Source organism: Paenibacillus taichungensis (assembly GCF_003287275.1).
GTDB lineage: Bacteria > Bacillota > Bacilli > Paenibacillales > Paenibacillaceae > Paenibacillus > Paenibacillus taichungensis_A.
Genome location: NZ_QEVW01000005.1, coordinates 906,697 through 920,408, shown reverse-complemented (window position 1 = coordinate 920,408; position 13,712 = coordinate 906,697). Strand labels below are relative to the sequence as shown.

Genomic DNA, 13,712 nt, shown 5'->3' with positions numbered 1-13,712 from the left:
AGAGAGGGGAATAATGCATTGACGCTGCAACAGCTAAAATATGTGATTGAAGTCGCCACGCGTGGCTCGATGAATGAAGCCGCCAAACGGCTGTTTATTTCCCAGCCCAGCCTGTCGAATGCCATCCGGGATCTGGAGCAGGAGCTGCGGATTACCATTTTTGAACGCACGAATAAAGGGATAACTCTATCCAAAGAAGGCGTGGAATTTCTAAGTTATGCGCGCCAGGTGGTGGAGCAGGCGGAATTGCTGGAGAATCGTTATTTGAACGCAAAGCCGTCTCCGCAACATTTTTCCGTCTCCACACAGCACTACGCGTTTGCAGTAAATGCCTTCGTCAAGCTGGTGCAGCAGTATGGACAGGATGAATATGAACTGGCTCTGCGAGAGACGAAAACGTATGAAATTATTCAGGATGTAAAAAGCCTGCGCAGCGAGATTGGCATTCTATATCTGAATGAATTCAATTCCAAGGTTATTAACAAGCTGCTCAAGGATGCGGGACTGGTGTTTAACAGTTTGTTTGTTGCCAAGCCGCATATTTTTATCAGTGTGCAAAATCCCCTGGCGAAGCAGGAATCGGTTGCGATTGAACAGCTTCAGGATTATCCCTACTTGTCCTTTGACCAGGGGGAGTATAACTCCTTCCATTTTTCAGAGGAAATCCTAAGCACCCTTTCTCACCCCAAAAGCATACAGGTTAACGACCGGGCCACGCTGTTTAATCTGTTGATCGGTTTGAACGGGTATACCATCTCGACAGGTGTGCTTAGTGCCGACCTGAATGGAAACGAGATCATCCCCGTTCCACTGGAGTGTGAGGAGACCATTAATGTCGGGTGGATCAGCCATAAAAATGCTTCGCTTTCCAATCTGGGCGTGGAGTATGTCCAGGCTTTGCATGAAGCGATTCAATCCTAATTGGTCAATGAAAAACCGTTTCCGTTCCAGCGGAGTCGGTTTTTTTGTTGTTTTATATCATTCTAGTCTAGGGTACAATACTATCTTCCCGTATAATATAGAAACACATGAATAATCAATTGCGTAAAAGTACGAAGGGAGAACGGTCAGTGCGAGTTTTATACCGAAATAAGAGTGAACAACATGAGTTAACGATATATGATACATCCAAACTTTATGGGGAAAAGGGCCGATTTCGTGTGCTGGAATTCTCCAATGCAGCAGTTCAGGGGGCAATGGATCTGGATGAGCCATCCCGGATGGTGCTGGAGTATCCAAGAGCAATGGTTCACCTGATGGAACGTAATAATCCCGATTATGAATCGATTTTTGTAATTGGACACGGCATCGGAACCTTATCAAGCTACTTGTCTAACCGTCAAGTAAAAGTGGCCGAACTCGATGCGGAAGTTGTTGAGCTCAGCAGAACTTTCTTTGGATATAGTGGAGATCAAGTGCTGGTTGGTGATGGTCGTGAACTATTAGAACAGGAGGCATCAGGCGCATATAATTATATTGTTGTAGATGCTTTTACGGCTGCAGGAACACCAGCACAGTTTACTTCAAGTTCATTTTTCACGATGTTAAAAGACAAATTGCATTCTGGTGGTATCGTATTACTGAATGTATTTGGTCGTGCAGGTAATGACAGACTGGTGAACGCAGTTTATACCACGTTACAGGAACACTTCGCTTATACGCGTTCGTTTGCATTACCGGCTGAAACAACTGATGAAATCCAAAATCGTATTTTGGTGGGGTGTGACGTACCCATTTCGTTTCAATCACGACATATGGCTGGGTTTGTAGAACAACAGCCTGGCGAGGGATATGTAATTGTGGATTCATATAAATCTTAATCTTGAATTTCAGCTTCAAATGATTTCGCAGAAAGTATCCTTTCATGTAATCAATTGTCATTAAATCGTCAATCTTCCTATGTAATTATTCGAACTTCATAAACTATTTATTTCTTCTTAACAACTTTCGTATAAGATAGAAGGAATATGCCTTTTCATGAAAAACCGGGGGAAGCAATAATGATCGCAGAGAATAAAACATCCAGATTAAGAAGAAAAGTAAGGGAGATCAAAAAAATCAGCCTTACCGCTCTATTGAGTGGATTGGTCACCATTGCCGTTTTGATGACATTGACCATTATGTTTGTTTCATCTTATACATCCCAGAAGCAATCGCTGATTGATAATACACTCTCACTTAATTATTCAAGTGCCGTGCAGATGAGCCAAACACTGGACTCGTTGTTTCAATCCATGCAAGCCAGTTTGAAGTATTCAGCTAATTATTTTCCGGAAATAGACTATGCAGACGCCAAAACACTGGATTCCACACTGGATTTGATTCGAAACAGCAGTAATTACTTCAATTCGGTTTCTCTTATAGATGCATCGGGAATTATTCGAGGTTCATCACCTTATTCGGAAAAAAGCCTCGGAAAGCCTATAACATCTAATGCAGCGAAAAATGCGTTTAAATCGAGGGCTTCCTTTATATCCGAAGCGTACCGTGCGCCTTATTCGGAACGCAGAGTCGTTTTTGTGAGTGAGCCGATCTTCAGTCCTTCAGGTGAATTCAAAGGTTTGATTAGTGGAAGCATTTATCTACAGGAAAACAACATTTTGAACCTGTCATTTGGCAGTCAGCTGAAGACCAGTAATGGCTCTTATTTTTTTATTGTTGATGCCAAAGGGACATTGTTATTTCACCCCGATACGGAAAGAATCGGTGAAAATCTAAACAAAAATCAAGTTGTTCAGAAATTGCTTAACGACCAGACGGGCAAAGAACAATACAAGAATCTGGCGGGTGTGGATTCACTCGCAGGGTATTATAAGGTTCCAACAACAGATTGGGGCGTTGTCGTCGTATCTCCAACCCAGATGGTATACGATCAGCTTAATCATCATATTCGCATGTTGCTGCTGTACACTTCAATCCCGTTTATCATTCTGACACTTATCGTTATTCGTGTAGCGCGCAAGCTAGCGAGTCCGTTTGTTTATCTTGCGGATTTGGTTAACCAGGTGGATCAGGGTAAAGTAGATCTGCCTGTAATGAAGCCGCATTGGAACAGGGAAGCGGACTTGTTAACACGTACCGTGCTAAGTGCATTGGCGAACTTTCGAAAGCAAAGAGATCAGCTTACCTATGATGCCAGAACGGATGTATTAACCGGAATGACTAATCGCAGAACATTTGAAGAAGTCATTCAGCACTGGATTGATGAAGAAGTTCCCTTCTCCATTGTGGTTCTGGATATTGATCGATTCAAATCCATAAACGATACGTATGGGCATCATGCGGGGGATCAGGTTCTGAAGCATATCGCGAATATCATTAAGCTGTCGGTTCGGACGCAGGATGTTTGTTCCCGGTTTGGCGGGGAGGAGTTTGTTGTATTATTGCGACATACGGATTCCAAAACAGCGTATCAGATTGCCGAGCATATCCGTGTATCGGTGGAACAAAGTATTTTGCCCATTGATCGTTCTGTGACGATTTCGGCAGGCATTGCCGAGTACCCGCTGCATTCTACAACGGCGACAGAGTTGTTCCATTTGGCGGATAATGCGTTATATCAAGCCAAGGAAGAAGGACGTAATCGTACCATTACCATTCAAACGGTCATAAAATAAGGTATACGTTCCCTATATCAAAAAAAAAGAAGCTAGTCCCATTGAAGAAAGGGATAGCTTCTTTTTGTCTTTTGTTTAGACCTCTTGTGATCTGGCCAAGACTTCATTGGTATACTGTTCTCCCCAGTCTCGCATGCTGTAAATAATCGGCTGGAGCGTTTCTCCAAACGGTGTAAGCGAATACTCCACTTTGGGCGGTACCTGAGGATATATTTCTCTGTGAACAATTCCGCTGCTTTCCAGTTCTCTTAATTGGAGAGTTAACATCCGTTGGGTGATATCAGGAAATAATTTTCTGATCTCGTTGAATCTTAACGAACCGGAGAATAGGTGATATAGGATCGCACCTTTCCATTTGCCTCCGATGACGCTCAGCGTGACTTCAACGGAACAGCCATAAGGCGAGGGGCACGCATCATTTGAGTTCTTTCTCATTATAGTTGCACCTCCAGTGTGTGGTGGTTAGTTATAGTATCCATTTCAGTACTACGGTACATAAATGTACATATTACTCATCTATGAGCATACCACTTCTCCCTTGGATTATAAACCCCATCTCATACATCTACATGAAGATAAAACAACAAAGAACCTCTGTTTCGTATCACGAAACATCGAGGTTCTCAGGATTGGAAAGCTAGATTAAAGCGTCCAAAGAATACGCCCCTGCACCCGCAAGTGCAACACCGATTAACGATCCAAGCATAACCAGGTTGTACTCAAATCCTCCGTTCAGATTCCAAAGTCCCTTACTAGCATGAACTTTCGCTATGGCAACGACCATCGGGATGATGAGCAAAATGGCAGCAAAACCAATCCAAAGGCCTGCCCCAAACAGAAATCCGCCGAACAACTCCATAAGGCCTCCACAAACAGCCATAACTTTTGCAGGCCTCAGACCAATCGCTCCGAAAAATTCAGCTGTTCCTGATATGCCTTCTCCACCAAACCAGCCAAACAGTTTCTTGCATGCATGACCCAACATAATGAAACCAATAACAAGTCGAATGATAAGTAATCCGGCGTCTAACATATGTTTATTCCCTCTTCTCAGATTGTATAACATGTTTGTCTTTATAACGTGTAAACATCAAATCAGGGACGCCAGGATGGTATCGCATAGCGCCATGGTTTCAATATTATCCTTACCACTGGAGCGTGGATCAGATTTGTTCTGGCAGCATTCCATAAAATGAGCCATTTCCCCTACAAATCCTCGTAAGTAGAGGTCGCGATAAGCGCCTGACATGGGAGAGCCGGAGGGAGTGAAAACAGTATCTTGCTCTTCAAGGGATTTCCAGGGAAGGTTGTCCCCTGTGCGAGATTGATGAACCGTAAGTGTGTTGATTTCGTCCGCTAAGGCAAACCCGTCGTCAAAGGTGACTAGTACACTTTCACTCTCACGGGACCAGCCACTCATGCCAGCAAAGTAGGCACTACCCACCACATCGTGATCAAATTTCAGCGAAATGCTCTGGTTAATATGTTTTCCGTCTTTAACCGTTGTACCTGTGACCTGTACGGCTTCCCCGAACAGAAAACGCATTAGATCGACCATATGAATGGCAGCGAGCTTCATGAATTGTTCCTCATTCTTGCAGAATGGTGTGCTGTCTACAGCGAATTTCATTTGGAAAGAACGTGCTCTGCCCAATGATCCACCATCAATCAGTTCCTTGAGTTTCATGTAGACCGGAGCATATCGTTTCATGAATCCAACCATGACAACCACACCCGCCTTTTGAGCAGCTTCAGCCACAGCGGCAGCTTCGGCAGCATTCCATCCGAGGGGTTTATCCACGTATACATTTTTGCCAGCGCGTATGCATTCAAGGGCAAGTGATGTCTGATCCTCTGGTTGCGCCACAACAATCACGCCATCACAGTCTTCATTTTGTAACATCAGCTGAGTATTGTCATACGCTTTCCCGCTGCTACCAAAGCGAAGGAGAGCCGCCTCAGACCGTTCAATACTGCGGGTGGCGATGGCCTGAATTTCTGCTCCTGCTTCAACAGCAGATGGATATATATTCGTGGATGCATGGAATCCTGCACCGATAAAACAAAGTTTCGCTTTTTTCATGTGAATCTCTCCTTTAAATGCAGATCACCAATCACACGGATTAGATTTTGTAGCTCAAATGCTTCAGCATCTGTCCGGCAATGGTGTTGTTAACGCTATGAGGAACCGGCTGTGGTCCAAGGGTGAGATGTTGGCGTTGCTGTACAAGATATAGGAGAGAGGCGGCTTGCAGGGACAAGCCCAGATCCATCGTTTCGGCAGGGTTGCCACTGCCACCGGCCAGGTTCAGCATCTCGCCTTGAGTAAGCAGCATGAGTCGACGTCCATTTGCTAATGTAAATTGTTCGATATCTGTTGTCAGTTGATCCGTATGCTCCGCCTCTTGACGGAGACTTTCCAGATCCATCTCCCAAGAAAAATGTCCGGCATTGGCAAGGATCGTTCCGTCATTCATTTGATTAAAATGTTCCTTCAGAATGGCGTTAGGACGGCCAGTGACAGTAATATACACTTGGGCAAATGCAAACGTATCCTCCAATCGTGCCACTCTGAATCCATCCAGCGCCGCTTCCAGGCCAGCAATCGGATCGGTTTCAACGACGACGACCTGGCTGCCCAGATTCCGCAAATACCTGGCAATGCCTCGTCCACAGGTTCCATAACCTACGATGACGAAACGACGTGTGGGCAGAATGAGGTTTGTAGTACGCATAAAACCTTCAATAATGGTCTGTCCGACACCATGTTCATTTTCCATAATCCGTTTGAGTGGACTGTCATTAATGACAATGATCGGGAAAGGAATGTTCTCACCCGTCTCTTCACGCAGCAGATTGGCCCCAGTCGTGGTCTCCTCCGTACCACCAATTAGAGAATTAGTATCATACTGTTGAATGAAGGTACGTGCCAGATCAGCCCCGTTGTCCATAAGGAGATGGGGTTGGTGACGAAGTACACTGTGGATATTTTGCAGGTGTTCATTGCGTCTGTCCGCACGTTGACCATATACCGTGATGCCTTCTTCCTGCAGAGCTGCTGCGACGGGGTCTTTGGTTGTACCCGGGCTGCCAGTCAATACAACGTTGGCTCCACCTGCTTGAAGTGTGCGGCATAACACAGCTGTTTTGGGCTCCACATGAATACAAATACCGATGGTTAAGCCAGCAAAAGGAAGCTCTTTGGCAAACTGGGACTTCAATTCGCCGAGTAGGGGCATATGCATTTCCGTCCAGTGAATGCTGCGTTTTCCTTCTTCAATACGTTCATGCGTTGTGTTCTTGATCGTCATGCAAAACTCCCCTTTTCTATGCAAGGTATAGCGTGTCCAAACAGGACACATGATCTGCTTATTGTCTACGATAGGGAGTTTGATGGAGTTAAAAAAGGACATATGTCCTTTTCATTGGAGCTTAGAAAAAAAGGTGTTGCAAACTTATTTGAGAGCATGTATACTCTTAATTACGGTAAAACAAGCAATTGCTTGACCGGAATGCTTTTCATCCATGATGAGAAGATACATATTATGCGGTCGTGGCGGAATTGGCAGACGCGCACGGTTCAGGTCCGTGTGGGCTAACCCCCGTGGAGGTTCGAGTCCTCTCGACCGCATCGAAGAAAAAAGCTCGCGAAATTGCTCTAAAGGCAATTCGCGAGCTTTTTTTGTTTTTTTTATTTATTGAATATGAATTGTTGCACACAAAGGCCTGTAATCGCTCCAGCAATACCAAAGAGTGCAACACTGGCCATGACCTCATACGCCTGAAAGCGAAACAAAAAAGCGATGCCGCTGCCAAATGTCGTTCCTGCGAGAAATCCGAGAGAAATCCCTATTTCTTTGGTTAATTTCATAGGTTCACCTGCTTGGGAATGTAAGTTTGGGGTTTGCAAATTTTTATTACAGGAAGTAAAGTGTGATCAGGAAAATACTCACATTTTATTTCCTTTTTTCATTTTGTGGTTTTAACCATGTAATTATGCATGATATTTCTTAAGGGAGGTTGAGAGCGGAATGAATATGAACGAGCGAATTGCCACATGGAACGAAGAAGCGAAGAATTGTACTTGTGGGCATGGTCATCGGTTGGTGCAAATGCAGGTCTATCTGGAGCATGGAGCTATTCAGCGGTTACCTGGGTATTTGTCCGGGCAAGGGTACAGACATGTAACCGTGGTATATGATCGATTTACGGGTCCGGCAGCAGGACACGAGGTGGTAAAGATCATTCGAGAAGCAGGCGTTCATGTGGATGAGATAGGCATGCCAGAGAACAAAGCAGGTGACGTGATCGCCGATGAGGGCGGGATTGTGCAGGTACTGCTGGGTGTGAAACAGGAAAGCCAGGCGATCATTGCTGCTGGTTCAGGAACCATTCATGACCTGGTGCGATTCGTTTGCTCCAAAATGAACAAGCCCTTTCTGTCAGTACCTACGGCAGCTTCAGTTGACGGGTTTACCTCGGCAGGTGCACCTCTTATTGTAAGCGGCGTTAAACAGACGTTCCAGGCGGTACCGCCTGAAGCTATTTTCGCGGACGTCGATATTTTGGAGCAAGCCCCTCAAGAGATGAATGCTGCTGGATTTGGAGATATGCTTGGTAAATATACATCACTGGCGGACTGGGTGGTTTCCAGGGATCTGGGCGGAGAACCGTTCTGCCCCGTAGCTTACCGTATGACGGAAGAAGCACTAACGACCTGTGTGGAGAATATCAAAGGTATCGCTGAAGGACGGGCCGATGGTGTGACTGTATTGATGGATGCGCTGATTGTTTCCGGCATTTCCATGCTGATCATTGATCATTCCCGTCCGGCATCCGGTGGAGAACATCATCTGTCTCATCGGTGGGAGATGGACCTGATGGAAGCTGGGCACAAGCCTGTTTTGCATGGAGCCAAGGTGGGAGTAGCCTGTGCATTGCTTACCGTAAAATACAAAGATCTTGCACAAAAATCTGGCGAACCGGTTTTCGATGTGTATAATAATCTGCCAGATGCATCGCAGCTTACAGCTTGGCTTGAGCAAGTCGGGGGCCCTACAACAACTGAACAACTGGGTGTATCCATGGAGATGGTAGAACATGCTTTCACCACAGCTCATTTGCTTCGGGATCGCTATACAGGACTGAAATATATCAACGAGAATCTTAACGTGGATTCGAAATAAGGATGAAAGAAATAATATGAACAAGTGTTTTCTTACGTATTAAGTTGTACGTACAAATTTTAGAGGGAATAATGTAATGTATGAGACAAGATAGTGTCGTTGTTTACGGTAGAGGAGCTGGCGGTTGATTGGAAAGTAATATATCTAGATAATTTTTGAAGAGCACGGTCATGCAAGGGTTTAGAATGGATCGGGTCAAACGTTATTCATATTGAATTAAAGTGTTAATTAAAGCCTACTTCCTTAGGGGACAGGCTTTTTTTATATTTTATAAGAAGTGTTGAATTAAATTGTTCGTACAAATATATGATGAAAATGAAGCTAACGATGAAGTTCTATTTTTTTAATGATCAATGACTTAATGGAATGGTTGGGTAGCATTTGATGGGGTATATATGAGTTTAGTCGCCGCGCCTTTCGACAAGGAGATTTTCGCCTCGACAGAGAGCAAGCTGTACAGGCGCAGGTTAAGCCTTTACTGAGATGAAGGGAATGATGCATACAAAGCTGGTTGGAGGGCAAGAGGACCGCATACCATCCTTGAGAGACGATAGAGAGTTCACACGACTGAAGAAATCGTAACCTAATATAATTTAATCTGAAGATATAAGTGTTATTTAAAAAAGGCTCTGCCTCTCCCGTTGGGGAGAGGGCAGAGCCTTTTGGTTGTTCGCTAATTTAGTTATTGTGGCGATCTTTCAAGATGACATCTGCGAACAAAATAGTTTTCGGGATGCGGAAAAATTGTTCCGCTTGTTCCTGAAACGCAGCAGAAGGCAGCGTTCCCTGATGCAGCCATTTGCGGAAAGTGCCGGGGTGAACCCCGATCCAGTGGCTGACATCTGTCACCGACAAATCATGGACCATACACAAGCCTGTCAGAATACGGTTGCTAACCGGAGAACGGGTCACCGTACGCTTCATGAAGCGGGAAGGCTCGGGCTGACAAATGACAGGGCTTTTGCGTACCACTTCTTCGTTAAAAAGAATGTGGCGCGGGTAGCCGAGCAATTGGCATGCCTTGTCCAAATTGGTACTGCCGGGTATCCGTCCTTCATACACCCACGCGCTGACGCTGCGTGAAGAGATGGATAGATCTTCGGCGAGCTGAGACAACTTGATATCATTGGCCATCAGCACGGCAAGAAGAACACGGTTGCGGATTTGACAGCGTGTCGGTTTTCGGAATCGTTTAACACGGACGCCTTTTCCCAAATATTTACGGTTGATCAGAGACCACGCCTGGATGGAATGTTGTTCTGGTTGATTAGGCATATTTCCTCCGATTTTTTTAACCAAATACTACAATAAGTATGGGGGTACTTTCAAGTGCCGGGTGCACCTGTTTCAAATGAGTGGATGCGTGAATCCGCTACAAAGGAGGAATTATGAACTAGACCAGACGCAATTCACATCCTAGTATATTCCTAGATTACAATGTTTCACTAAATTTAAGGGATCAAATAGATAATGAACAAAAATAAAATGAGTCTAATTACCTATTAATGAGACTTTAGTACTTTTATCTATTTTTTGTTGATATGATGCGGTTTATTTCCCTGATTTACCCATAAAAACTCGATTTCCGTTTAAGGAATTCATATCCAATGTGCACAAATCTGAAATTAGAAATCCGCGTGTTAAGCAGGCATGTGGACTGTCAAAATCTCTTATTCTTACATATCTTGTATGGAGATTGAGTGAGAGGGAGAGGTGAGAAACGTGAGTCCATCCGTAAGTACCTTTGCTGCCATTTCAGGGGCTTTCATGACGTTTGCTTTTGGTGGATGGGATCAACTGCTTAGCTTACTGGCGGTTGCAATGGCTGTGGATTATATTACGGGTCTCGCTGCGGCAGTAAGAACAGGAAAAGGATTGAATAGTAATGTTGGATTCTGGGGGCTTGCGCGCAAAGGTCTCATGCTTACGGTTATTCTGCTTGCCCACCGAATTGACATGCTCATGGGGACTGACATCATTAAAGGGGGAGCCATCTACTTTTATCTGGTGAATGAGCTGATATCTATTACCGAAAATTATGCCCGCATTGGGCTTCCATTGCCTGATAAGCTCAGACAGGCTATAGCGGTTCTGAAAAAACAGGAGGGGTTGTCTGACAGGGAATGGCCTCAACCACAGCCGAATGTGGAGAATAAGGAGACAAAAGAACAAGCAGCAGAAGTGGACCCAGAAAAAACAGACAAACCAAAGTGAACAGACGGATAATCTGTCTCAAAAGAAATCCAGGGCGAATGAAAGCAGCCCCGAATAGATTGTCTTTGAAGAGAACGTTTCCAAGTATCCTTTCGTAATAGAGGACGTTATGATATATTTTGGATACAAGAAAATTCATTCATACCAATTATTTTACTCAAATGAGGTGCTTGTCTGATGATTAAACATATTGTTCTGTTTAAAATGAAAGATCGTTCTCCTGAAAGTATTGAAGCTGCTGCGAATGTTCTTCGCAATCTGCAAGGGAAAATTGACGTTCTGGTCTCGCTCGAAGTAGGTATCGACGTGCTTCGTTCGGACAGATCTTTTGACATCTCACTTACGGCAGAATTTGCATCACTGGAAGATCTTCAGGCATATCAGGTGCATCCGCTGCATCAGGAAGTCATCAAGTATATGAACGAGGTCAGAGAGCAGTCGATTGCAGTGGACTACGAAATCTAATCTGTTATTCATTCTACTTTGGATAAAGGGGACTCTGCATGAGCGATTTAAGAGACGTTATGGAATTTTTATATATTTTTGTCGTGTTTCTGATCGCTTGTCCTGTGATGTTATTTTGGCTGAAGCGAAGAGGAAAAAGGAACCGATAATTCACTGAACGGGAAGTGAACACATTGTATTACGTAAACAGGGAACAGATTGCCCGCCGGCTTGCTGCCGTACCGGAGGTGGCTGAAGGTCTTCGCCGCGCGTCACAAGCTTGGGATGGCAGTCTAATGCTGGGTTTGGTACAGGAACGCTGCCTTCATCTCGCAATTGAAATCGTTACGGATGTGGGGAGTTATCTGATTGACGGCTTCATCATGCGTGATGCGAGCAGCTATGACGATATTATTCAAATTAACCATGAAGAGAAGGTTTTTGATCATGCAACCTATGAGGTGCTGAGTCGCCTCGTATCGTTGCGCAAGCCGCTTGTTCATGACTATTACAGCTGGGAGCGGTCTGAACTGCATCCGCTGAGCAGTGACTTACCTGGCGTGCTTGAACATTTTTCCCATCAGGTCAATACCTATGTGGAAAAAGAACTCGGGCCTTTCCAGACTGCACAGGCTGAGGGACAGAGCAAGGAATGAGGGGAAGCAGCATGACGAACGAATGGAAAGAAGATCGAGAGAGAAATAATGAAATGAACGACATACCATCCGGATTTCATCCGGTATATATGATTGAGCTGTTATTTCAGGAACGTCCCATTATAGATCAGGGGCGTTTGCAGGATGCACTGAGCCGTCATACCGGACAAGTCCGGCTTGACGTGAAGCAGGGCAATGAGGAACATAATCCCGAGATGCTGGTTTTCTACCATCTGGACCATAAGGTTTCTTTTCAGGAAGGTAATATTCCAGCACAGACTTGCATGCTCCCTATTACTGAGATTGTAGATCGCGCCCGCTTTGGAGGGGCTTTACAGCAAGCCTGGCATTGGCCAGAAGCAGGACAAGCTATGGAAACGATCCAATATTCGATCCGGCTTCATGATATGTTCACTGCTGCCATGCCGCGCAAACAGCGACTCGAATTGTTCCAAAAGACGATTCAGGCTGTTATGGAAGTGATGCCTTGTGAGGCGTTATACTGGTACGGAAGTGACAAGTTGGTTGAACCGGAAGCCTATGTGCTGTCACAGGAGCGTGAGGAACATCTCTACGCTGCGATGAATGTGCGCATGTATCAGGCTGGGGGTACGGAGGAGCAGCGTCAGCTGGTTATGGACACGGTAGGGTTGTCAGCACTTGGCGTGCCTGATGTACAGTGTCATTTCATTGGGCTTGATCCGGATACGGTAGCCCAGACATTACTGGGTGCCGCCTATTACATATTTGATCAGGGAGATGTTCTTCAGGATGGACAGACGCTGGGATCTTCCGGGGGACGACGCTGGCGTTGTGAGCATCAAGCGGCATTGATTGCACCAGGACGATATGTGATTGATCTGGACCCAGGTGATGAACATGCTGCTGCTCCGCTTGAGCCGGCGCGGCAGACTTGAGAAACATCTCGATAACGTCAGAAGGTGCGGAAAACGGTATCCGGAATTTTTTTTGGTATCCGAGTGTCAGGTCAAGCCCTTGCTGCTTATACTGCATCAACAGAGTAGGCATTCGCCCGGATTGACGAGCAACAGGCTGTTGCTTCGTTATTCGGTACTTCATTTAAGGTAAAGGGAGAGATGCGACGTGAAGGATTCTAACAAAAGTTTGTTGTGGGGAGCATTAATCGGCTCGGTTGTAGGTTCAGTGACAGCTTTGCTGCTGGCGCCAAAATCCGGACGGGAACTTCGTCAAGATATTTCGGAAGGTGCACGTCAGGTGAGTGAGAAAGGTCAGGAACTGGCTAGCAAGGTAGGAGAACAAAGCGCACAGATCGTATCCAAAGTAAAAGAGACGGCAGATGTCGTTATCCAGGATATTCAATCCTGGCGCAATTGCGCTGAAGGTAAAGAAGTGCGCGTATCCGCCGTCATTACTGATTCCGATTCTTCCATCGATGCAGATGCAGCGAATGAGTCAGGCATTGAAGTCATCGCGAAGCTTCCTGCCGACGACTCCAAAGACAGCATCTAAAGCTAAGCTTAAATGCGAGCAGGCTTTCCTCCATCTGGAGGGGAGCCTGCTTTGTTGTGCATGGGCGTACAGGAGTTGTACGATATGGCATTTTGTTTGAACCC

At 45.3% G+C, this 13,712-nt stretch carries 15 protein-coding genes and 1 tRNA gene; 10 read left to right on the top strand and 6 right to left on the bottom strand.

The window, feature by feature from the left end; translation table 11 throughout:
- Positions 1-18: 18 nt before the first annotated feature.
- The 3 genes from DC345_RS09325 (at position 19) to DC345_RS09315 (ending at position 3,617) form a co-directional block, all read left to right on the top strand.
- Positions 19-921 carry a LysR family transcriptional regulator gene (locus tag DC345_RS09325; protein ID WP_053783582.1) on the top strand — a complete coding sequence of 301 codons (903 nt, stop codon included), beginning with the start codon at positions 19-21 and terminating at the stop codon, positions 919-921.
- Positions 922-1,070: 149 nt separating this feature from the next.
- On the top strand, positions 1,071-1,820 hold the full coding sequence (locus DC345_RS09320) for a spermidine synthase (protein WP_258530593.1): 750 nt from the start codon (positions 1,071-1,073) through the stop codon (positions 1,818-1,820).
- Positions 1,821-2,000: 180 nt separating this feature from the next.
- Positions 2,001-3,617: a sensor domain-containing diguanylate cyclase gene (locus DC345_RS09315; protein WP_113052821.1), complete on the top strand. Its 1,617-nt coding sequence runs from the start codon at positions 2,001-2,003 to the stop codon at positions 3,615-3,617.
- Between the two features lie 75 nt (positions 3,618-3,692).
- Here the strand turns inward: DC345_RS09315 and DC345_RS09310 are convergent, their stop codons facing one another.
- The 4 genes from DC345_RS09310 to DC345_RS09295 form a co-directional block, all read right to left on the bottom strand.
- Positions 3,693-4,052, bottom strand: coding sequence for a winged helix-turn-helix transcriptional regulator (locus tag DC345_RS09310; RefSeq protein ID WP_113052820.1), 360 nt, complete (start codon positions 4,050-4,052; stop codon positions 3,693-3,695).
- A 202-nt stretch (positions 4,053-4,254) separates the two neighbouring features.
- Positions 4,255-4,650, bottom strand: coding sequence for a DoxX family protein (locus tag DC345_RS09305; RefSeq protein WP_113052819.1), 396 nt, complete (start codon positions 4,648-4,650; stop codon positions 4,255-4,257).
- Between the two features lie 57 nt (positions 4,651-4,707).
- On the bottom strand, positions 4,708-5,700 hold the full coding sequence (locus DC345_RS09300) for a Gfo/Idh/MocA family protein (protein WP_113052818.1): 993 nt from the start codon (positions 5,698-5,700) through the stop codon (positions 4,708-4,710).
- Between the two features lie 40 nt (positions 5,701-5,740).
- The gene (locus tag DC345_RS09295; RefSeq protein WP_181586530.1) at positions 5,741-6,928 is read right to left on the bottom strand and encodes an adenosylhomocysteinase; all 1,188 of its coding nucleotides are present in this window, start codon (positions 6,926-6,928) and stop codon (positions 5,741-5,743) included.
- A 236-nt stretch (positions 6,929-7,164) separates the two neighbouring features.
- Here DC345_RS09295 and DC345_RS09290 point away from each other — a divergent pair.
- Positions 7,165-7,248: transfer RNA gene (locus DC345_RS09290), tRNA-Leu, on the top strand.
- Between the two features lie 60 nt (positions 7,249-7,308).
- Here the strand turns inward: DC345_RS09290 and DC345_RS09285 are convergent.
- Positions 7,309-7,488, bottom strand: a complete 180-nt coding sequence (locus tag DC345_RS09285; RefSeq protein ID WP_113052816.1) for a hypothetical protein — start codon at positions 7,486-7,488, stop codon at positions 7,309-7,311.
- Positions 7,489-7,648: 160 nt separating this feature from the next.
- Between DC345_RS09285 and DC345_RS09280 the strand changes: the two genes are divergently transcribed.
- Positions 7,649-8,803 carry a sn-glycerol-1-phosphate dehydrogenase gene (locus DC345_RS09280; protein WP_113052815.1) on the top strand — a complete coding sequence of 385 codons (1,155 nt, stop codon included), beginning with the start codon at positions 7,649-7,651 and terminating at the stop codon, positions 8,801-8,803.
- A 678-nt stretch (positions 8,804-9,481) separates the two neighbouring features.
- Here DC345_RS09280 and DC345_RS09275 read toward each other — a convergent pair.
- The gene (locus DC345_RS09275; protein WP_024629188.1) at positions 9,482-10,078 is read right to left on the bottom strand and encodes a helix-turn-helix domain-containing protein; all 597 of its coding nucleotides are present in this window, start codon (positions 10,076-10,078) and stop codon (positions 9,482-9,484) included.
- A gap of 438 nt (positions 10,079-10,516) precedes the next feature.
- Here DC345_RS09275 and DC345_RS09270 point away from each other — a divergent pair, with 438 nt between their 5' ends.
- The 5 genes from DC345_RS09270 to DC345_RS09250 all read left to right on the top strand — a co-directional run bounded on the left by DC345_RS09270 (position 10,517) and on the right by DC345_RS09250 (position 13,608).
- Entirely contained in the window at positions 10,517-11,017 is a 501-nt protein-coding gene (locus tag DC345_RS09270; RefSeq protein WP_397333647.1) for a phage holin family protein, read from the top strand.
- A 177-nt stretch (positions 11,018-11,194) separates the two neighbouring features.
- The gene (locus DC345_RS09265; RefSeq protein WP_063564906.1) at positions 11,195-11,482 is read left to right on the top strand and encodes a Dabb family protein; all 288 of its coding nucleotides are present in this window, start codon (positions 11,195-11,197) and stop codon (positions 11,480-11,482) included.
- 173 nt (positions 11,483-11,655) lie between these two features.
- A complete protein-coding gene (locus DC345_RS09260) occupies positions 11,656-12,117 on the top strand; it encodes a DUF86 domain-containing protein (RefSeq protein WP_113052814.1) in 462 nt (153 codons plus the stop codon).
- An 11-nt stretch (positions 12,118-12,128) separates the two neighbouring features.
- On the top strand, positions 12,129-13,034 hold the full coding sequence (locus tag DC345_RS09255; protein ID WP_181586529.1) for a DUF4261 domain-containing protein: 906 nt from the start codon (positions 12,129-12,131) through the stop codon (positions 13,032-13,034).
- Positions 13,035-13,221: 187 nt separating this feature from the next.
- Positions 13,222-13,608 (top strand): YtxH domain-containing protein, encoded by a 387-nt coding sequence (locus DC345_RS09250; protein ID WP_113052812.1) that lies wholly within the window; start codon positions 13,222-13,224, stop codon positions 13,606-13,608.
- The last annotated feature ends 104 nt before the right edge of the window (positions 13,609-13,712 follow it).